Below are 20,547 nucleotides of genomic sequence, written 5' to 3'. Positions count from 1 at the left end.
CATAACTACATCATAACGATATCAAACTGTTCCTGACTATACAGTGACTCAATTTGGACTTTGACAGATTTGCCAACAAAAATTTCTACTTCGGCCAATATATGAGATTCATCACCATTTAATGCTTCAACAACCGCAGCTGAAGCATATACTAAGAAACGATTGGCATCGACAGTACGATTTATACGAACAATTTCCCGTAAAATTTCATAACAGACTGTTTCTACCGATTTTACTGTTCCTCTACCCTGGCAAGTCGGGCATTTATCACATAGAACATGTTCAAGGCTTTCACGTGTTCTTTTGCGTGTCATCTCGACCAATCCTAGTTGAGAAAAACCATTAATGGTGGTTTTAACCCGATCTTTTAATAATGATTGTTCCAACGATGCCAAAACACGACGACGATGCTCAGGATCAAGCATATCAATAAAATCGATAATAATAATACCGCCCAAATTGCGTAACCTTAACTGTCTCGCTATAGCTTGTGACGCTTCAATATTGGTATTAAAAATGGTCTCTTCCAGGTTACGGTGACCAACAAAAGCACCAGTATTAATATCAATGGTGGTCATTGCTTCAGTTTGATCAATGATGAGGTAACCACCTGATTTTAATTCAACTTTACGTTCTAAAGCACGCTGGATCTCTTTCTCAACATCATACAAATCTAATATTGGTAATGGTCCTTGATACAGTTCAAGTTTTACTGTCATTTCAGGCACATATTCATCAATAAAATCTTTTAATGAAATAAAAGTCAGGTTTGAATCAACACGGATCCGGTCTAATGAAGCACCGGCAAAATCACGAATGATACGATATGTTAAAGCCAGTTCACCATAAATCTGCATGCGAGACTTATGACGTTTTTTACGTTCAACAATTTTAGCCCATAAACGCTTCAAGAAAGCGGCATCTTGAGCCAGTTCATCATCACCGATTCCTTCTGCCGCAGTACGAATAATAAAGCCACCATTTTCATCACAAAATAGCTCAACAATATTTTTCAAACGTTCTCGTTCTTCTTCACCTTCAATGTTTTGGGAAACGCCGACATGAGAAGCGCCCGGCATAAAAACCAGATAACGGGATGGTAATGTGATATCCGTTGTTAAACGAGCACCTTTTGTTCCTAGCGGATCTTTAACCACCTGTACCATAATATCTTGCCCTTGCCGAACCAATTCGCCAATATCACGTACATGAAAGTTTTTTTGTTCATCGCCGGCAATGCACTCGGTGTGAGGCATAATATCTGAGGCATGAAGAAAAGCGGATTTTTCCAAGCCAATATCAACAAAGGCCGCCTGCATACCGGGCAAGACTCGACTCACACGACCTTTGTAAATATTACCTACAATGCCTCTTTTAGCTTCACGCTCAATATGAATTTCTTGTAACACCCCACCACCAATATAAGCCACCCGTGTTTCAGAGGGGGTTACATTGACTAATAGTTCAGCTACCATAGCTCTCCTTCCTATTATTTAACACTTATTTAACGCCAGAAGCTTGGTCAATAATTCATCTGTTTCAACTAACGGTAACCCTACTACAGCGTGATAACTTCCGACAAACCGCTTAACAAAACAGCCACCTTTACCCTGGATAGCATAAGCTCCTGCCTTATCCATCGGTTCACCCAACAAGATATATTGATCGATTTCTTTATTTGTTAATTGCCGCAATGTCACTTTGGTGACAATTAAATCATACAATGTCTTTCGCTTATCCGAGAACGCGATTGCAGTCATCACTTGGTGTGTTTTACCTGAAAGTTATCTTAATATATGTGCAGCATGGTTTTCATCTTTAGACTTACCCAAAATATTTCCGTCATTTACGACAATAGTATCCGCACCCAACACTGGGTAGGGTTTCTCTGCCATATCAACACCCGCCTGAGATTTTTCACATGTTAAGCGAATAACATACTCACTGGGTGTCTCTCCTTCATACCATAATTCAGATATATCAGGGAGAATAATGTCAAATAACTATCCTAGCTGCTCAATTAACTTACGCCTTCTTGGCGAAGCTGACGCTAAATAAATTCTATTTACCATAGAAAAACTCTCAGAAAAAATAGACACTTGGCTGCCCATTTTTAACGAACTAAAAACTGGCGTCTAACTTTGCGCAATAATAAAAACATCCAAGGCCACAAGATGGCATTAATCAAACAATTCCAGAATACTTCGGGATGAAATAATACTAGAGAGGAAAGAAACTCCGCCCAGAAGATCGTAAAATTCATAACCACTGATAATCCAGCAATAACAAGGGATTGTTGCCACAGTGCCATATTACGAAGAAGCTGATGTTTATACGATACCAAATAACAAATCATACTATAAGCTAATGCATGTACACCAAGAGCTGAACCTTGGATCAGATCCATAAAGATCCCCAAAAAAAATCCTGTGCCTACACTAACTCGATGCGGCAAAGCCATAACCCAATAAATTAAAATTAATGCTAACCATGTGGGGCGATAATAAATAAACTGCTCAGGCCAGGGCTCTTGCTCTAGGATTATTGCAATTAAAAAGGACAGCCAAATGATCCACCGCCCATTTCCACGGTATTGATCCATTTTATGTTTCCTTTAGTTGCCTTGATTTCACGGTAGCAATTCCTACTGAGCGACCAAAGGAGGTTGCTCGACATTTTTTTTCATTTCTGTTGACGGTAGCTGTGGCCCTTGAAGCTTGTTTGGGCCAGGAAACACCTGGGGCAGAATCTTCATTAAACGTTCATTTGCTGCGCGATATACTTCTGATGGAGGTAAAGGATGAGAAGGATCGCTAGAGTTTCCCCATAGCAATAAAAGATAGCGTAGTCTTTGTAAATCTGCGGTAGGCCGTGCATGGATAATCGTATAAGCGCGCTGGGTATCATGTTTTACGGAAGAAACAGTCGCAACTGGGTAACCTTCAGGAAAACGCCCGCCTAAACCAGAAGTAACTATTACATCACCAATACGTATATCAATATTATCTGGTAAAGATTCAAGTTGAAGATCATCACTACATCCTGTACCCACTGCTATAACCCGAATATCATTACGTAATACTTGTATAGGTAATGCATGCGTTGTGTCACAAATCAGTAAAACACGGCTATTAAACTGGCTCACTGCTATAACCTGTCCAACAACACCTTTATCACTAATAACAGGCTGGCCTTCATAAACACCATCATGTAAACCTTTATCAATCACAATTTGATCTCGATAAGGTGTATTCGCACCTGAAAGCACTTGAGTAACCATCATGTGTTCATCCTGACGTAGAGGTGAACCCAATAGCTCACGTAATCTAGCGTTTTCCTGTTTAAGTTGTCCAAGTAATAAATTATCTGCTTTTTTTAGTAAAACCTCTTTCTTCAATGCTTTATTTTCAAAAAGAAGTTGATCTCTTTTCGCCAATGCATCTGAAATATTATCAAGCAGTTCTCGCGGACCATTTGCCAAAAAATAAAAAGGACTAACAGCCGTGTCTAAATAACTACGTACTTTATTAAAAGTATCAAATTGACGATCAAAAGCAGCCAACGCGATTGCAACAACGATCGCAATAATAATACGTAATTGTAGGGATGGCCCTCGACTAAAGATCGGCTTCATGAGTTATTTTGATAAAAAATAAATAAACGTTAAACATTAACATCACTATACATAAAGTAAGGAGGAGCACCATCCTTAAGTTCCTCCTTCTATTGGTTAACGTCTAGTCATCACTAAACAGATCACCACCATGCATGTCGATCATTTCCAATGCCTTGCCACCACCGCGTGCAACACAAGTTAGCGGATCTTCAGCAACAATAACGGGAATGCCTGTTTCTTCCATTAATAGACGATCCAAATTACGCAACAACGCGCCACCACCAGTTAACACCATACCACGTTCAGAGATATCAGAAGCTAATTCTGGTGGACATTGTTCCAAAGCCAACATAACCGCACTAACAATACCGGTTAAAGGTTCCTGTAATGCTTCAAGTATCTCATTAGAATTAAGTGTAAAACCACGTGGTACGCCTTCAGCCAAATTACGGCCGCGCACTTCAATTTCGTAAACTTGATCTGTAGGATAGGCAGAACCGATTTTATGTTTAATCCGCTCAGCAGTAGCTTCACCGATTAATGAACCATAATTGCGACGAACATAATTAATGATCGCTTCATCAAACCGGTCACCGCCGATACGTACCGATGACGAATAAACAACACCATTTAATGAAATAACAGCAACTTCTGTCGTTCCACCACCAATATCAACCACCATTGAACCCGTTGCTTCGGAAACAGGCAAACCAGCACCAATTGCAGCCGACATGGGTTCTTCAATTAAGAAAACCTCGCGAGCGCCAGCACTAAGTGCTGACTCTCGGATTGCACGGCGTTCTACCTGGGTCGCACCAACAGGTACACAAACTAAGACGCGTGGACTTGGACGCATAAAGCTATTGCTATGAACTTGTTTGATAAAATACTGTAACATTTTTTCAGTAACATAAAAATCAGCAATCACGCCATCTTTCATTGGACGAATAGCCGCGATATTACCTGGCGTCCGGCCTAGCATCTGTTTTGCTTCATGACCTACAGCAGCAACGCTCTTAGGTGAGCCTGCGCGATCTTGACGAATAGCGACAACTGACGGTTCGTCTAACACAATACCTTGTCCTTTGACATAGATGAGAGTATTGGCGGTACCCAAATCAATAGACAAGTCGTTGGAAAACATGCCACGAATTTTTTTAAACATAACGAAAGGATAATCCTGCAAGCTGGAAACGAATGAAAATCCGTCTACTTTACCAACCACATGAAGCGACGACAAGGAGTTAATTAAATCGCTTCAATAAAAAGTGGCTAATTTTTTACAATACAAAAAACCACTACTACTGCTTATTCTCTATCAATCAATTACAGTATAAAGTAAACAACACCTTCATAAAAATCACTTAATGCACTTAATATAAAACTTTCTAACAAGAAAATTAACTATTTTAGATTAAAATATACCACTGTATTAAGTTTATATGACACTACATAATTATTAGTTGACATATGCTTCAAAGCAAGGTCAATTCGCTTTTTAATATTATATTAAAGTATAAAAGCCTGCCATGTTAATACGTTATTAAAGTAGCAATAAAAAATAATTTAAATGTAAGTATTAATTCTGCACGTTATTATTTATAACCTGAGTTCGGAATAAGCATTATCAATTATGCTTGAAGATATGTTCTTGCCACAGGTATCTTTGGTTTAGATGGAATTAAACAATATGCAACCCGCCCGGCTAATAAATTCACTACAAAGTTAGCAGGAGAGCGGTGCCGCGTATGCGCTATCTGACACGAGTTTCGCACCAATAAAAAAACGCTCTATTTTTAAGTTTAATTCAGCATAATATATAAATAGACAAAATCTTATAAATTAAAAGCAACTTATTGTAATTTAAACAAATTTATACGTTTTAGTAACTTGCAAATTAACCATTGCTTTTAAGCCATTTCTGGAATTTTATATGCCTGTGCGAAACTCGTGAATTACATGAAGTTTGAAACCAAAGAACCAACCTGTTGAGGTTTTTCCTCGTTCAGCTATCCCATCGAAGACTTTATGCCGGCGGATCCGGATCCGTAAGTTATCACACACAGCTATCGGAGTAGAATTGTAGTGGCATACTAAATTTGGCCACCTAAGTTGAGGTGATATGCTTACCTCATAATTTTTATAGGTGCCGAAATGAGTAAAATAATTTGTATTAGTCTTAACTTAATCCGACAATTCTGATTTAAAAAAGAGCGTTACCGGTTTTAATTAACGTCATTAGATAATTAAATAAAAGGTAATTCTATGTATCAAACAAATAATCCTATCATCAAACATAAAGTCGGGTTACTTAACCTCGCTGAAGAGCTTAATAACGTCTCAAAAGCCTGTAAGATTATGGGGGTATCCCGAGATACGTTTTATCGCTACCAGGAACTTGTTATAGCTAGGCGACTTAATTTTGATTACAGCATATGTATTAAAAACAGGTCATCGATAGTGCATCCTGTTTCCATCTTTTTACGTTTAGCTTGAGACCATTTATGTTCTATAGGATTTAAATCTGGTGAATACACAGGCAAATATAGCTAGGCGACTTAATTTTGATTACAAGGTGTGTTATGAGTTATACAATTGATTTTCGACGTAAAGTAATATCTGTAAGGAAAGCCGAAGGTTTAACAATTCGAGAAACTGCGAAACAATTCCGTATTGGAAAAGCGTGCTTAAACGACCAGAGCCAAAAAATTCAACGCCACGTAAGAGGAAGCTCGATAAAAATGCTTTAGCAAAAGATGTGGAACAGTATCCAGATGCTTACCAAAAGGAACGGGCAGAGCGATTCGGTGTTTGTAAAAAGACTATTTGGCAATCCCTTAAAAAGCTGGGATTAACCTATAAAAAAACTCTATTCCATCCAAAAACCAACGAAAGCGACAGGCTGGCACATCAGCAAAAAAGACAACAGTATGAAAAAAAAAGATAAATCTGTTGTTTTTATTGATGAAAGTGGTTTTTCACATGACACTCCACGAACTCACGGCTATTCCCCAAAAGGTCACCGTTGTTTTGGCCTGAAAAACTGGGGTGCTAAGGGAAGAACAAATGTTATTGGCGCTTTATTGGGAACAACCCTTTTTGCTATCGGATTATTTGATTGCAATATTAATCGTGATGTTTTTTATGTTTGGATCACAAAAATATTGCTCCCAGAACTTCCTGAAAATTCTGTTATTTTTATGGACAACGCTAGCTTTCACAAAGGTAAGAATATTGAACAGGCAATTATAAACGCAGGACACCAGATAGAATATTTGCCTGTGTATTCACCAGATTTAAATCCTATAGAACATAAATGGTCTCAAGCTAAACGTAAAAAGATGGAAACAGGATGCACTATCGATGACCTGTTTTTAATACATATGCTGTAATCAAAATTAAGTCGCCTAGCTATAATCTCGAAAATTTTACAAAACGCCTAAAAGCGCTTGAAGATAAAATCGCAACAGAAGGAATTATCCTGTCAGAATCACAAATCAGTGCTCTAGAAAAGAAAGCGCAAGATGATGAAGCCTGTGGTGAGATTGAAACAGCGCATCCAGGTTATCTGGGTTCACAAGATACTTTTTATGTCGGTCATTTAAAAGGCGTTGGTCGTGTTTATCAACAAACTTACATTGATACTTACAGTAAAGTCGTTCATTGTAAGCTTTACACAACAAAAAGCGCGATAACGGCGGCAGATTTATTAAATGACAAGGTTCTCCCTTTTTATTCCCAGCATGGGTTACCGGTGTTACGTATACTGACGGACAGAGGCAGTGAGTATTGTGGTAAAGTTGAACATCACGATTATCAACTTTATCTCGCTATCAATGATATTGATCATACAAAAACTAAAGCTCGTTCACCTCAAACTAATGGGATTTGTGAACGCTTTCATAAAACTGTATTACAAGAGTTCTATCAGGTGGCTTTTCGTAAGAAAATCTATAGGGCTTTAAATGAATTATAAGCTGATTTAGATAAATGGTTAGCGGAATATAATAACCAACGCACTCATCAAGGAAAAATGTGTTGCGGTCGAACTCCTATGGCAACTTTACACGATGGAAAACAACTTTGGAGAGAGAAAGATTTAAATCAAATTTAACCTGACAGGTACTGTATAAATAACCGGTAACTGTCAGATTAAGTCTGAGCTACTACACTACCAAAGCTTTAGTACTGCTCAGTCAGCCATTATTCGCTACATAACCCACTACTATAGCGATATAAGACCTCACTGGTATAACGGTGGATTAACGCCAAACGAATCAGAGCGACTGTTCCGTGAACAGTCAGGTAGGGTGGCCAATTTTAGTTGACCACTACAGTATGCCACTACATACCAAATTCTTTCAATTTACGAGTGATAGTATTTCTCCCCCAGCCGAGTAAGCGAGCGGCTTCTTGTTTATGACCTTTGGTATGGATTAAAGCGCATTCAAGCATTGTACGTTCAATCTGCGGTAAAACTTCCTGTAGTAAATCCTGTTTATTATTTTCGAGTGCGGTTTTTGTCCAATTGGCAAGTGGATCAAGCCATATTTCGTTATTTGCCGCAGGTTTCTTTTTAGGTGAATAGAGAAATTGTTGATTTTGTTGCAAATCGCTTGGCAGATCTTGCGGCAATATTACTTGGCTGGAAGACATCACTGTAAGCCAACGACAGACATTTTCTAACTGGCGTACATTACCCGTCCAAGGTAAAGACATTAAGATAGTTTCTGTCTGTGGCGCCAAAATTTTGCTCTCAACGCCAAGTTCTTGTGCTGTTTGGCGTAAAAAATGGCAGGCCAAATGTGGAATATCTGCAGTCCGTTCACGCAATGGTGGAAGCGGAATGCGGATGACATTGAGGCGATGAAAGAGATCTTCTCTAAATTTTCCTTCTTGTACTAGTTGCTCAAGGCATTGATGGGTTGCGGCAATGATACGGACATCAACTTTAATCGGTGTATAACCACCAACCCGATAAAACTGGCCTTCAGCCAATACGCGTAAAAGGCGGGTTTGAATATCAAGTGGCATGTCACCAATTTCATCGAGGAAAAGTGAACCATCATGCGCTTGCTCGAAGCGCCCTTGCCTGACCTGACTGGCGCCAGTAAAAGCGCCTTTTTCATGACCAAATAACTCAGACTCAATTAGATCTTTAGGGATAGCTGCCATATTTAGCGCAATAAAAGGCCCAGCTGCTTTAGGACTATGGCGATGAAGTGCATCCGCAATTAACTCTTTACCAGTGCCTGACTCGCCATTAATAAGTACACTAATCGAGGAGCGGGATAAGCGACCGATAATTCGATAAACTTCCTGCATGGCTGGTGCTTCACCAATAATCTTGGTGACAGGAGCGGTCGGAAAAGAATTTGATCCGCTACTCGGTTGTTGATTGCGATAATAATTAAGTGCGCGTTCAACCAACGATATCGTTTCGTCAATATCGAAAGGTTTTGGCAAGTAATCAAAAGCACCTTGTTGATAGGCATTAACTGCGGTATTGAGATCTGAATGGGCAGTCATAATAATAATTGGTAATTTAGGATGACTTTGTTTAAGTCGTGTCAGTAATGATAATCCATCGTTTTCTGGCATATGGATATCAGAGATTAAAACATCCGGACAGGTTTTCTCTAATGCAGCCAGTACACTTTGAATATCTTCAAAACTCCGACATTCCATGCTAGCATTATTTAACGCTCGTTCTAAAACCCAACGAATGGCATTATCATCATCAACGATCCACACCTTACCTTTTTGCATATCAGTTACCTAATTCTTATATAGGAAGATAAATCGAAAATTGTGTATGGCCAGGCCAACTGGAAAATTCGATCCTGCCAGCATGCTGGTCAATAATATTTTGTGCAATTGAGAGTCCTAAACCATTGCCACCTTTACGATGACTGACCCTTGGATAGAACAGCGTATCTTGTATCTGTGACGGGATGCCTGGACCATTATCTTCAATATCGATCCGGGCAGCAAGTCGATACGTTTTTCCATGTAATGTCACTTGAAATGCGGTGCGGGTCCGTATAGTCAAGGTTCCGCCGTTTTCTTCCATTGCTTGTATCGCGTTTTGGCTTAAATTGAGTAATACCTGTTCAATTTGTTCGGGATAGTGTGGAAACTCAGGTAAACTGGGATCATAGTCTTTTATTAGTTTAATATTTTTCGGTAGCGTCAGTGATATTAAATGGTAGGTACGCTCAACAACTTGATGAATATTCTGTTTTGTTTTTGCGCCAGGATGTTGGGGCCCAAGTAGACGATCAACTAAATTACGCAAGCGATCGGCTTGCTCAATAATAACTTGGGTATATTCCAACTGATTAGAATTAGAAAGGGTTTTGGCTAACAGCTGAGCTGCTCCACGTAAACCACCTAATGGGTTTTTTATCTCATGAGCTAAAGTACGGATTAACTCACGTGATGCGCTTTGTAATGATTGTTCTTGATCTAAACGGCGATGGTGATTGATTGGCGAAAATTCTAGCAAAATAAAGCATGGTGAAATGGACTGCGCACTGGTAGTCACGGTATAAGAGTGATTATTAATAACCAGAGTAACGTCATTATCGGTAAAGCTTAGATTTTTTTTTATTTTTTTTTGCATTAAATCCATATTAAGCGAACAATAATCAAACAGTACCGGTAGCGGTGTACCTAGTAATTTTCTTGGGCTAGCTAAAAAAAATTGGCGGCTAGCATGATTAGCGTAATGGATGATGAATTCATTATCGAGTAATAGAATATTATGCAATAAACAATCTAAAATATGATCGCCAATTGGTAAATTATCAATTTTCACTTGGTCTTACTCCTGCACCTTTTTAGTGCATATTAACACGAGTTTCGCACCAATAAAAAAACGCTCTATTTTTAAGTTTAATTCAGCATAATATATAAATAGACAAAATCTTATAAATTAAAAGCAACTTATTGTAATTTAAACAAATTTATACGTTTTAGTAACTTGCAAATTAACCATTGCTTTTAAGCCATTTCTGGAATTTTATATGCCTGTGCGAAACTCGTGATTAACATATTTGAGTATAAACCAAGGGTTTTTGTTCAATTATTATACAGAAAAAACCTCATCAAAAGATGAGGTAAATATTACAACACAACAAAAATACTCAGCGGAGAATGGCTTATCAAACGCTGTAGTATATTTCGAACTCTAATGGGTGAGGTGCCATCCGAATACGTTGAACATCATCTTTTAATAAGTTGATATAAGCGTCGATCGTTTCATCAGTAAAGACTTCACCCCGTTTCAAAAATTCCCGATCAGCATCCAATGCCTGTAGTGCTTCTTCCAGTGAACTGGCAACGGTTGGGATCTCTTGTGCTTCTTCTGCGGGTAAATCATATAAATTTTTATCCATTGCTTCACCCGGATGAATCTTATTAATAATTCCATCGAGACCTGCCATCAATTGTGCCGCAAAGGCTAAGTACGGATTGGCAGCCGGGTCTGGGAAACGAACCTCAATATGTGATGCTCTAGGATTAGCAACGATTGGAATGCGAATAGAAGCTGAACGATTACGTGCGGAGTAAGCCAACATTACTGGTGCTTCAAAACCTGGCACCAGACGCTTATAAGAGTTGGTGGATGGATTAGTAAAGGCATTTAAAGCTCGCGCATGTTTAATAATACCGCCAATATAATGAAGTGCCATTTCAGATAGCCCGCCATATTTATCACCGGCAAACAAGTTGCTGCCATTTTTTTCCAGTGACATATGACAGTGCATACCAGAGCCATTATCACCCACTAGTGGTTTTGGCATAAATGTTGCTGTTTTACCAAAAGAATGAGCAATATTGTGCACCACGTATTTGTATATTTGTGTTTCATCGGCCTTTTTAGTCATGGTATTAAAACGGGTAGCAACCTCGTTTTGGCCTGCGGTGGCAACTTCATGGTGGTGTGCTTCAACAATTAATCCCATTTTCTCCATGGTGGAACACATAGCGGAGCGCATATTTTGTGAAGAGTCAACGGGAGGGACAGGAAAATAACCACCTTTAACGCTTGGCCGATGACCTTTATTACCATCTTCATAGTGTGCGCCAGAATTCCAGGCTGCTTCAACATCATCGATATGATAATAAGCACCAGAAATATTGTTACCAAAACGAATATCGTCAAACACAAAGAATTCAGGTTCAGGTCCAAATAATATCGTATCTGCAATACCGCTACTACGTAAGAAATTTTCGGCGCGTTTAGAAATTGAACGTGGATCTCGTTCGTAGCCTTGATGAGTGTGGGGTTCTAGGATATCACAGCGAATAATTAGGGTTGAATCACTAAAAAAAGGATCTAATACTGCCGTCTCTGGATCAGGCATAAGCATCATATCTGACTCATTAATTCCTTTCCAACCGGCAATTGATGAACCGTCAAACATTTTACCTTCTTCAAAGAAATCTTGGTTAATTTGGTGAGCAGGGATAGTGATATGCTGTTCTTTACCTCTGGTATCGGTAAAGCGTAGATCAATATATTTAACATGGTGCTTTTTGATCATGGATAAAACATGCTCAACAGACATAAAGATTCTCCTGATTGGATCCTATTTTGAACATAGCGCCAAAAAGTTTTACTATAGTTATTAAGCGAAAATCATGCCAATTTTTTATAACTGATAATAAATGCTTTTTGAATGATTTATTAGTAAATAATCATAAATCGAATAATAAATCGCACTGTTTTTATGCAAATTTGGTGCTATCAAAGCACAATCATGGTGCAGTAATCGAAAAAAGATAGAGCTGGTCTTATTTTATTCCCTATTTAGTGGTTTATTTTTTCAAGATGGTCGCCTATGGCGACGACTTGTCATTGCTTGTTAGTACTGGTATAACCCGGATACCTATTGTCTCAATCTTTTGGTCCCTTTTATGTAACCGCGTTTTAGTCATGTTTTTCAATTTGGTCAACGCTGGCTCAATTGGCTTAATCGTCAACCCCCTGATAGTGTCGGCACTGTTGTGATGGAAACTATGGTAAAGCGGCACTTCGCTTATGGGGTGGTCAATTTGGCGCTGTCCTGACCCTCAATGTAATTCTGAGAAACGGGTTAAATTTACCTGCAAAAGTCGAAGCTGCCCACATTGTGGCGTCAAAGCTTGCCTACAATGGATTAACAATACGCTAGCTTGGTTACCCGAAATTCCTTGGCAGCACATCACTTTTACCATGCCTTGTGAATATTGGCCTATTATTCGCGCCAACCGTTGGCTTCTCGGTGAAATGAATCGATTAGCCGCTGATGTGATATAGCTAGGCGACTTAATTTTGATTACAAGGTGTGTTATGAGTTATACAATTGATTTTCGACGTAAAGTAATATCTGTAAGGAAAGCCGAAGGTTTAACAATTCGAGAAACTGCGAAACAATTCCGTATTGGAAAAGCGTCTTTAGTACGTTGGCTTAAACGACCAGAGCCAAAAAATTCAACGCCACGTAAGAGGAAGCTCGATAAAAATGCTTTAGCAAAAGATGTGGAACAGTATCCAGATGCTTACCAAAAGGAACGGGCAGAGCGATTCGGTGTTTGTAAAAAGACTATTTGGCAATCCCTTAAAAAGCTGGGATTAACCTATAAAAAAACTCTATTCCATCCAAAAACCAACGAAAGCGACAGGCTGGCACATCAGCAAAAAAGACAACAGTATGAAAAAAAAGATAAATCTGTTGTTTTTATTGATGAAAGTGGTTTTTCACATGACACTCCACGAACTCACGGCTATTCCCCAAAAGGTCACCGTTGTTTTGGCCTGAAAAACTGGGGTGCTAAGGGAAGAACAAATGTTATTGGCGCTTTATTGGGAACAACCCTTTTTGCTATCGGATTATTTGATTGCAATATTAATCGTGATGTTTTTTATGTTTGGATCACAAAAATATTGCTCCCAGAACTTCCTGAAAATTCTGTTATTTTTATGGACAACGCTAGCTTTCACAAAGGTAAGAATATTGAACAGGCAATTATAAACGCAGGACACCAGATAGAATATTTGCCTGTGTATTCACCAGATTTAAATCCTATAGAACATAAATGGTCTCAAGCTAAACGTAAAAAGATGGAAACAGGATGCACTATCGATGACCTGTTTTTAATACATATGCTGTAATCAAAATTAAGTCGCCTAGCTATATCCCAACAGTTTCCTCGGTGGCTCATGCTTTGGGTCATCTGATAACGCCACAATGCCTGCCTATACTGACGACTGGTGTAATGGCTTCCTTGGTCACTATGAAACATGACCGGTTTGGGATGACCACGCAGTTCCCAAGCCATTTAGTAGTGCCTTACTTGTTAATTCTGAATCTAGCGAAAATGACATTGCACAACCCACGGGTTTTCGGGCGAATAAATCCATTACTACCGCCCGATACGCCCATCGGGCACCTGTCCAAATATAGGTTACATCGCCACACCAAACCTGGTCAGGTCGGGTGACAGCAAATTATCTGTTGAGAATATTGGGAATATCAACGCGCTCATCTCCTCCCCGTTTGTATTGATGTTTTTTCGTTTGGCAACTGACAAGGTTTAACGATTTCACCAGATTACCTGCCAACCAACGGCCAAGTTTAACCCTGAGTGTATTGGTAACCATTGTGGCGCCAGCGGACCCGCCACTGACTTTTCCAAGCTACGTTTTACCATCTGGAGCCTTCGGCCGACACCAATAGCGATAACTGCTTCGGTGGATACTAAAAATACGACACAATGCTTTTACCGGATAAAGCGCTCTTAACTTTTCAACTACCGAGAATTTTTTAGTGAGTCCGACATCAAGAGCGCAGTAGCCTTTTTTAAGATGTCATTCTCCATTTCAAGGCGTTGAATTCTTTTCTTCATTTGCTTGAGCTCAACGTGTTCCGGTGTTAATGGCAGCCCAGGCGCAGATTTCCCCTCGCGTTCTAAAAGAAGTGTTTTTACCCATCGGCGTATAGCTGAAAGGCTTACATTCATCGCTTTCGCTGCTTCCAGGTAGGTGTAATTTTGGTCAAGGACTAATTGGGCGGTTTCACATTTAAATTCCGCAGTATATGTTTTACTCATTTTGGCACCTATAAAAATTATGAGGTAAGTATATCACCTCAACTTTAGGTGGCCAAATTCAGTATGCCACTACAATAGCCCAATGGAGCGATTTTTTGTAGTTTCTCTTCTTCATATATTGAATCATTTATCTATTAAAAACGTTAGTCTAGTTCTAAAAAAATTTAGATATATTCGAAACCTGCTCAATATTGATTAATCATTGGGTTATGTCATAAGTTAACCTCTAGTTCAGGATGATGCTTGGTTTTAATTTTAAATAATAAACTTTGTTAAAGGATATAACATATTTTGAGTTCTTATTTTGAAAGAAAAAAAATAATTTGGGGATTGATTTTTTTGCAATTTTTTTACATCATATTACCACATATTGCCTATTCATCACAACCAACTAAAAAATCTTATCCGTTAACTCCCTTTGAAAATTTAAGTCCAGAAAATTATCCTCTGGAAATGCCAGAAATTGAGGTAGTTGAAAAAGATGACGCAAAAAATACGAGAGTAAAATCTATTTTACCTGATTTAGACAGTTCTAATTTCGATCCAAAAGAAGAGGATACATTTGATAAGAAAATAGCTTCAGGAGTTACTCAGGTGAGTAATATTCTTCTAAACAAGGATCCATTAGAGACTTCTATTGGCTATGCAAAGAATATTGGCCTAGGATTAGTTAATCAACGAATTACCGGTTGGTTAAACCAATATGGTAAGGCCCGTGTTTCTTTTAATACAGATACTAAAATTTCGGGCGATTTTTTATTACCTATTATTGATAAGGAAAACAGTCTTCTTTTTAGCCAGTTAGGACTCAGAAATAATGCTGAAAGAAATACGGTAAACCTCGGTTTAGGATATCGCCAATATTGGAAAAAATTGATGTATGGTGTTAATACTTTTTATGATTATGACATTACCGGAGGTAATGCGCGTTTAGGAATTGGTGGTGAAACGTGGACAGATTATTTTAAACTTGCTGTAAATGGTTATTTTGGCTTGACTCAATCGCATCAATCAAAATTATCACGCATGGATGATTATGATGAACGTCCTGCAACAGGTTTTGACGTTAGCGCTGAAGCTTATTTGCCAAAGTACCCTCAATTTGGCGGTAGTGTTAAATATGAAAAATATTTTGGTAAAGGCATCGATCGTCACGCTAACCTTGATCCAACCCAATTAAATGATTATCCACAAGCTTTAAGTTTAGGAATAATTTACGCGCCTATCCCCTGTTAACCTTCAGAGGGGAACATTCAATTGGTGATCAGAATAATACAAAAATTAGCATGAATGTGAACTATCGTTTTGGGGGTATCACTTCAACAACAATTAGATCCTGATTCTGTTGATATAATGCGTAGTCTCGTTGGTAATAAGTATGATTTTGTCGACCGAAATTATGATATTCGTGATGCAATATAGTAAACAAGAATTAATAAATATTGCTTTACCTAAAGAGATAATTGGTGAAGCTAAAGAAATAAAGACAATCAATGTTAAGGTCAATAAAACAAAGTATGGTTTAAAAGATATAAAGTGGATTGTGGACCATCACTTTTCCACTGATGGGGGGAGAATTCAAAAAAATTTCACAGACTGAAGCGCAAATTATCTTACCACCTTATTCGAATTTTCAAAAGAATATTATATCAGCGCAGTAGGTATTGATAAAAACCATAATGAGTCAAATAAAGCCACAACAGTTATTCGGAGTATTCGATCTACAAACGACTTTAGTACAAATTTAATTATTACACCACCAGGAAAAACTCTCACAGCAAATAATAAAGATAGGTATGTTGTTACAGCTGAGATCAAAGATAAAAAAGGAAAGCCACTTAGTAATGAAAACATTACTTTTGAGATAAGTGGGCTGAATTTAATTAATGGTGAATCCGGCGCAACATTATCTTCTAGTAGTCATATTGATAATAAAAAACTCACCGTTAAAACAGATAGTAATGGAAAATCCTTCATTGAAGTTTTTAGTAAAACTGCCGGTAAAGGTAGCATTACAGCAACGATGGACAATGGAAATCATAAAAGTGCTACTATTAATTTTGAGTCGGATGAAAACACAGCTGAAATAAAAGACAGTAACTTAGAAGTTATCACTGATAATCAAATAGCAAATGGTCGAGCCGGAAAATAAGGTAAAAGCCGTCGTTACCGATAAGTATGGTAATGAAGTGCCGAACGTTATAGTCAAATTTACCGCGAGCAATGAAGCAATTCCCAAAACCGTAATGTTACTACCGACAATAATGGTAAAGCGATTTTAGTATTGTCAGTGAGCAAGCAGGACAAATGAAAATCACAGCCAATATTAATGGTTCTAATACAGAAAAAATTATTACTTTTTTAGCAGATGTCAGTACCGCGGAAATAGGCAGTGTAAAGCTTGATGATACTACGACGACAAAGATAGCAGATGGCAATCAGTATTTTACCTATACCGCACAATTGGTAGATAAAAACGTAATCCAGTGAAAGTAGCAAATAAGATTATTCGTTGGCATCAAGATAAAAACACGGATGTTAACGTGCCACCTACTAGTGAAACTGATGCTAATGGTCAAGCCAAAATTAGACTAACCAGCACAACAAAAGCCGTTGATAATGTAATGGTAAGTGCACAGTATGAAGATACCCCTCAACGGGAGGCTAATGAGAGAGTTAGTTTTATTGCCGATATCAGTACCGCGAAAATAGGTAGTATAGAGCTTAATGATACTACAACGACAAAGATAGCAGATGGCAGTCAGTATTTTACCTATACCGCACAATTGGTAGATAAAAACGGTAATCTATTAAAGATAGCTGATAAAGTTATCGATTGGCACTTAAATAAAAACACGAATGTTAACATGCCATCTACTAGTGAAACTGATGCTAATGGTCAAGCCAAAATTAGACTAACCAGCACAACAAAAGCAGTTGATAGTGTAGTGGTAAGTGCACAGTATGAAAATACCCCTCAACGGGAGGCTAATAAGAGAGTTAGTTTTATTGCCGATATCAGTACCGCGAGAATAGGTAGTATAAAACTTGATGATGCTACAACGACAAAGATAGCAGATGGTAGTCAGTATTTTACCTATACCGCACAATTAATAGATGATAATGGTAATCTAATAAAGATATCAAATAAGATGATTAGTTGGTATCAAGATAAAGACAATGCTGTTATTTTGCCAAAAACTAGTGAAACTGATGCTAATGGTCAAGCCAAAATTAGACTAACCAGCACAACAAAAGCAGTTGATAATGTGGTGGTAAGTGCACAATATGAAAGTACCCCTCAACGGGAGGCTAATAAGAGAGTTAGTTTTATTGCAGATAGTCATACCGCTCATATTGACAGCCTAAACGTCGATAAAGGAACTGCAACAGCAAACGGCTCTGATGTCATTACATTTACCGTAACAGTGAAAGATGCAAACGGTAATCTTGTTCCAAAAAATGAAATCGCTATTAGTCAGAGCCCAGAAGGGACAGGAACATTTGAGAATTTAAATGATGGAAAAATTATAACAGATGCTAATGGTCAGGCCACTTTTAGACTTAGAAGTAACAAAGCAGAAAATGTGACCGTAACAGCAGTTAACGATACCGATACAACGGGAAAAGAAAAGGTAGTTAACTTTGAGCCCAATGATAGTACAGCAACCATAGCGATAGAAAATGATAAAGATAGCGGAATAGCGAATGGCTCTGATGTCATTACATTTACCGTAACAATCAAAGACGGAAATCGTAATCCGTTTATCAATCATCAGTTGAATATCAAAACCACTTTAGGTGGTTTAAATCCTAAAACTGTTAAAACAGATCAGCACGGTAAAGCTACTTTTACGTTAGAGAGCAAAAAATCAGGCAATGCGACAACTGTTACTCACTCAGTCTAGTAAACAGCAAACTAGCAATGTCAGTTTTAAAACTGATAGCAGCACCGCAAGTATTGCCAGTCTAACAGCAGATAAGGATAGAGCAACAGCGAATGGCTCTGATGTTATTATATTTACCGTAACAGTGAAAGATGCAAACGGTAATCTTGTTCCCAAAAATGAAATCGCTATTAGTCAGAGCCCAGAAGGGACAGGAACATTTGAAAATTTAAATGATGGAAAAATTACAACAGATACTAATGGTCAGGCCACTTTTAGACTTAGAAGTAACAAAGCAGAAAATGTGACCGTAACAGCAGTTAACGATACCGATACAACGGGAAAAGAAAAGGTAGTTAACTTTGAGCCCAATAATAGTACAGCAACCATAGCGATAAAAAATGATAAAGATAGCGGAATAGCGAATGGCTCTGATGTCATTACATTTACCGTAACAATCAAAGACGGAAACCGTAATCCGTTTATCAATCATCAGTTGAATATCAAAACCACTTTAGGTGATTTAAATCCTAAAACTGTTAAAACAGATCAGCACGGTAAAGCTACTTTTACGTTAGAGAGCAAAAAATCAGGCAATGCGACAGTAACTGTTACTCATACTCAGTCTAATAAACAGCAAACTAGCGATGTCAGTTTTAAAGCTGATAGCAGCACCGCAAGTATTGCCAGTCTAACAGCAGATAAGAATAGAGCAACAGCGAATGGCTCTGATGTTGTTTATATTTACCGTAACAGTGAAAGATGCAAACGGTAATCTTGTTCCCAAAAATGAAATCGCTATTAGTCAGAGCCCAGAAGGGACAGGAACATTTGAAAATTTAAATGATGGAAAAATTACTACAGATGCTAATGGTCAGGCCACTTTTAGACTTAGAAGTAACAAAGCAGGAACGGTGACTATAACGGCAACAACTACCAATACTGATAAAGCAGGAAGAAAAGAAACTACAGTTTTTGACCCTGATACAAGTTCGGCACATGTTACCTCATTAAATAATAAATTAGATAAAAATTATGCAAGTGCAGATGGTAGAACTCCTGTTAAATTTATTGTAGAAGTAAAAAACAAGCAAGGTAGTGCGCTAGCAGATATTCCAGTTAAGATTACAACGACTCTAGGTCATTTTGCTGATAATAAAAAACAAGAGACAACAGTAAGAACGGATAAACGGGTAAAGTTGAATTTTCTTTAATAAGCAATGACGATGGTCAAGCAATGTTGCATGCATCCGTTACTGACAATCGGAATGATGTCGGGTAAAAAACTGACTTTGATTTTATCAAATATGATTTTTGAAATTAATGAAAAAAATAGAAGTATCATTGTTAATGGCTCGTTTCTGTATAAGGTCAAGTTAATTCCCTCACGCAATATTGAAAGCTATAAAGAAGGCGAATTTGTGAAGAATGATCTGATTGAATGGGTTTCAAGTAAGCCAAATATTGCTACTATAAATAATACTGGTTTAGTAACAGGAAAAAGCGCAGGAATTACTACTATTACTGCTAAAGGTAATCATGATGGATTTGAATTTATGGTAACATCAACGATTAACGTAAAAGAAAAAAAGTTCTCTCCTATTTATGGAGATCAAAATACAACGTTACATGAATATATAATCGAACCGCCAACCTATAGTCTTGTGTTTCTGGGGGATGGATTGTTGATCGATTAGGAACACCAGAAAACACATTAATGACTGGCGGTCCAGGTGGGAATATTGTAAACGTAAAAAATATGAATGATGTAAAATCATTTGAGGTGACGGTGGGAGATAATTATTTTGGTACAAAAAAGTCAAGGGAAAACGTTGAAGTTCGGAAAGTAGCCGATTTAAAACTTGATATGGATATAAATAAGGTAGAATATGTAGTTGAAGGAGTTTTTATTGGTCAAATAGTTATTACGTATAAGAATGGTCT

At 38.0% G+C, this 20,547-nt stretch carries 20 protein-coding genes and 9 pseudogenes; 17 read left to right on the top strand and 12 right to left on the bottom strand.

Going from position 1 to position 20,547, the window contains the following annotated elements:
- Nucleotides 1-5: 5 nt before the first annotated feature.
- The 7 genes and pseudogenes from rng to AYJ55_RS25045 form a co-directional block, all read right to left on the bottom strand.
- Nucleotides 6-1,475: a ribonuclease G gene (gene rng, locus AYJ55_RS05015; RefSeq protein WP_063654697.1), complete on the bottom strand. Its 1,470-nt coding sequence runs from the start codon at nt 1,473-1,475 to the stop codon at nt 6-8.
- An 18-nt stretch (nt 1,476-1,493) separates the two neighbouring features.
- Nucleotides 1,494-1,994 (bottom strand): annotated as a pseudogene (locus tag AYJ55_RS05010) (Maf family protein).
- Nucleotides 1,995-2,113: 119 nt separating this feature from the next.
- Nucleotides 2,114-2,602, bottom strand: coding sequence for a rod shape-determining protein MreD (gene mreD / locus AYJ55_RS05005; RefSeq protein ID WP_063654695.1), 489 nt, complete (start codon nt 2,600-2,602; stop codon nt 2,114-2,116).
- Between the two features lie 42 nt (nt 2,603-2,644).
- Nucleotides 2,645-3,634, bottom strand: a complete 990-nt coding sequence (gene mreC / locus AYJ55_RS05000; protein WP_063654693.1) for a rod shape-determining protein MreC — start codon at nt 3,632-3,634, stop codon at nt 2,645-2,647.
- 103 nt (nt 3,635-3,737) lie between these two features.
- Nucleotides 3,738-4,781 (bottom strand): rod shape-determining protein MreB, encoded by a 1,044-nt coding sequence (gene mreB, locus AYJ55_RS04995; RefSeq protein WP_063655124.1) that lies wholly within the window; start codon nt 4,779-4,781, stop codon nt 3,738-3,740.
- A 466-nt stretch (nt 4,782-5,247) separates the two neighbouring features.
- Nucleotides 5,248-5,385, bottom strand: a pseudogene (locus AYJ55_RS30510) (IS982 family transposase); the annotation flags it as partial.
- A gap of 184 nt (nt 5,386-5,569) precedes the next feature.
- Nucleotides 5,570-5,695, bottom strand: a pseudogene (locus AYJ55_RS25045) (transposase); the annotation flags it as partial.
- Between the two features lie 186 nt (nt 5,696-5,881).
- Between AYJ55_RS25045 and AYJ55_RS28155 the strand changes: the two are divergent.
- Nucleotides 5,882-6,019 (top strand): annotated as a pseudogene (locus AYJ55_RS28155) (helix-turn-helix domain-containing protein); the annotation flags it as partial.
- Nucleotides 6,020-6,042: 23 nt separating this feature from the next.
- Here AYJ55_RS28155 and AYJ55_RS28150 read toward each other — a convergent pair.
- Nucleotides 6,043-6,153, bottom strand: coding sequence for a transposase (locus AYJ55_RS28150; RefSeq protein ID WP_245677292.1), 111 nt, complete (start codon nt 6,151-6,153; stop codon nt 6,043-6,045).
- Between the two features lie 45 nt (nt 6,154-6,198).
- Between AYJ55_RS28150 and AYJ55_RS31690 the strand changes: the two genes are divergently transcribed.
- From AYJ55_RS31690 to AYJ55_RS32690, 5 genes and pseudogenes are all read left to right on the top strand, one after another.
- Entirely contained in the window at nt 6,199-6,366 is a 168-nt protein-coding gene (locus AYJ55_RS31690; RefSeq protein ID WP_222703430.1) for a hypothetical protein, read from the top strand.
- The gene (locus tag AYJ55_RS31685) at nt 6,300-6,563 is read left to right on the top strand and encodes an IS630 transposase-related protein (RefSeq protein ID WP_063654689.1); all 264 of its coding nucleotides are present in this window, start codon (nt 6,300-6,302) and stop codon (nt 6,561-6,563) included. The genes AYJ55_RS31690 and AYJ55_RS31685 overlap by 67 nt, the downstream gene beginning before the upstream one ends.
- A complete protein-coding gene (locus AYJ55_RS31680) occupies nt 6,547-7,008 on the top strand; it encodes an IS630 family transposase (RefSeq protein WP_063654041.1) in 462 nt (153 codons plus the stop codon). The genes AYJ55_RS31685 and AYJ55_RS31680 overlap by 17 nt, the downstream gene beginning before the upstream one ends.
- 20 nt (nt 7,009-7,028) lie before the next feature.
- Nucleotides 7,029-7,730, top strand: a pseudogene (locus AYJ55_RS04975) (integrase core domain-containing protein); the annotation flags it as partial.
- A 58-nt stretch (nt 7,731-7,788) separates the two neighbouring features.
- Nucleotides 7,789-7,944: pseudogene (locus AYJ55_RS32690) on the top strand (IS3 family transposase); the annotation flags it as partial.
- 16 nt (nt 7,945-7,960) lie between these two features.
- Here the strand turns inward: AYJ55_RS32690 and glnG are convergent.
- The 3 genes from glnG to glnA form a co-directional block, all read right to left on the bottom strand.
- Entirely contained in the window at nt 7,961-9,385 is a 1,425-nt protein-coding gene (gene glnG / locus AYJ55_RS04970; RefSeq protein ID WP_063654687.1) for a nitrogen regulation protein NR(I), read from the bottom strand.
- Between the two features lie 16 nt (nt 9,386-9,401).
- Nucleotides 9,402-10,436, bottom strand: a complete 1,035-nt coding sequence (gene glnL / locus AYJ55_RS04965; RefSeq protein WP_063654685.1) for a nitrogen regulation protein NR(II) — start codon at nt 10,434-10,436, stop codon at nt 9,402-9,404.
- Between the two features lie 346 nt (nt 10,437-10,782).
- The gene (glnA, locus tag AYJ55_RS04960) at nt 10,783-12,192 is read right to left on the bottom strand and encodes a glutamate--ammonia ligase (RefSeq protein WP_063654682.1); all 1,410 of its coding nucleotides are present in this window, start codon (nt 12,190-12,192) and stop codon (nt 10,783-10,785) included.
- A 355-nt stretch (nt 12,193-12,547) separates the two neighbouring features.
- Here glnA and AYJ55_RS04955 point away from each other — a divergent pair.
- Both AYJ55_RS04955 and AYJ55_RS25035 read left to right on the top strand, forming a co-directional pair.
- Nucleotides 12,548-12,920: pseudogene (locus AYJ55_RS04955) on the top strand (transposase zinc-binding domain-containing protein); the annotation flags it as partial.
- Nucleotides 12,921-12,956: 36 nt separating this feature from the next.
- A complete protein-coding gene (locus AYJ55_RS25035; protein WP_063654603.1) occupies nt 12,957-13,778 on the top strand; it encodes an IS630 family transposase in 822 nt (273 codons plus the stop codon).
- Nucleotides 13,779-13,801: 23 nt separating this feature from the next.
- Here the strand turns inward: AYJ55_RS25035 and AYJ55_RS32685 are convergent.
- A pseudogene (locus tag AYJ55_RS32685) lies at nt 13,802-14,716 on the bottom strand (IS3 family transposase); the annotation flags it as partial.
- Nucleotides 14,717-15,169: 453 nt separating this feature from the next.
- Here AYJ55_RS32685 and AYJ55_RS04940 point away from each other — a divergent pair.
- From AYJ55_RS04940 to AYJ55_RS04905, 9 genes and pseudogenes are all read left to right on the top strand, one after another.
- Nucleotides 15,170-16,138: pseudogene (locus tag AYJ55_RS04940) on the top strand (inverse autotransporter beta domain-containing protein).
- Entirely contained in the window at nt 16,128-16,316 is a 189-nt protein-coding gene (locus AYJ55_RS04935) for a hypothetical protein (protein ID WP_074167930.1), read from the top strand. Before AYJ55_RS04940 ends, AYJ55_RS04935 begins: the two are co-directional and overlap by 11 nt.
- Nucleotides 16,317-16,364: 48 nt before the next feature.
- On the top strand, nt 16,365-16,868 hold the full coding sequence (locus AYJ55_RS35605) for an Ig-like domain-containing protein (RefSeq protein WP_162505335.1): 504 nt from the start codon (nt 16,365-16,367) through the stop codon (nt 16,866-16,868).
- 155 nt (nt 16,869-17,023) lie between these two features.
- Nucleotides 17,024-17,206, top strand: a complete 183-nt coding sequence (locus AYJ55_RS04930) for a hypothetical protein (RefSeq protein ID WP_063654672.1) — start codon at nt 17,024-17,026, stop codon at nt 17,204-17,206.
- On the top strand, nt 17,203-18,624 hold the full coding sequence (locus tag AYJ55_RS04925) for an Ig-like domain-containing protein (protein WP_063654670.1): 1,422 nt from the start codon (nt 17,203-17,205) through the stop codon (nt 18,622-18,624). The genes AYJ55_RS04930 and AYJ55_RS04925 overlap by 4 nt, the downstream gene beginning before the upstream one ends.
- On the top strand, nt 18,596-19,378 hold the full coding sequence (locus AYJ55_RS04920; protein WP_063654668.1) for an Ig-like domain-containing protein: 783 nt from the start codon (nt 18,596-18,598) through the stop codon (nt 19,376-19,378). The genes AYJ55_RS04925 and AYJ55_RS04920 overlap by 29 nt, the downstream gene beginning before the upstream one ends.
- On the top strand, nt 19,338-19,817 hold the full coding sequence (locus AYJ55_RS04915) for an Ig-like domain-containing protein (protein WP_063654666.1): 480 nt from the start codon (nt 19,338-19,340) through the stop codon (nt 19,815-19,817). The genes AYJ55_RS04920 and AYJ55_RS04915 overlap by 41 nt, the downstream gene beginning before the upstream one ends.
- Before the next feature lie 30 nt (nt 19,818-19,847).
- Nucleotides 19,848-20,300 carry an Ig-like domain-containing protein gene (locus AYJ55_RS04910; protein ID WP_187153176.1) on the top strand — a complete coding sequence of 151 codons (453 nt, stop codon included), beginning with the start codon at nt 19,848-19,850 and terminating at the stop codon, nt 20,298-20,300.
- Nucleotides 20,301-20,320: 20 nt separating this feature from the next.
- Nucleotides 20,321-20,547: hypothetical protein (locus AYJ55_RS04905; RefSeq protein WP_162505333.1), on the top strand; the 227-nt coding region annotated here is incomplete at its 3' end.

Source organism: Candidatus Arsenophonus triatominarum, from assembly GCF_001640365.1.
GTDB lineage: Bacteria > Pseudomonadota > Gammaproteobacteria > Enterobacterales > Enterobacteriaceae > Arsenophonus > Arsenophonus triatominarum.
The sequence above is the reverse complement of the archived record's forward strand: the minus strand, read 5'-3'. Positions and strand labels throughout refer to the sequence as shown.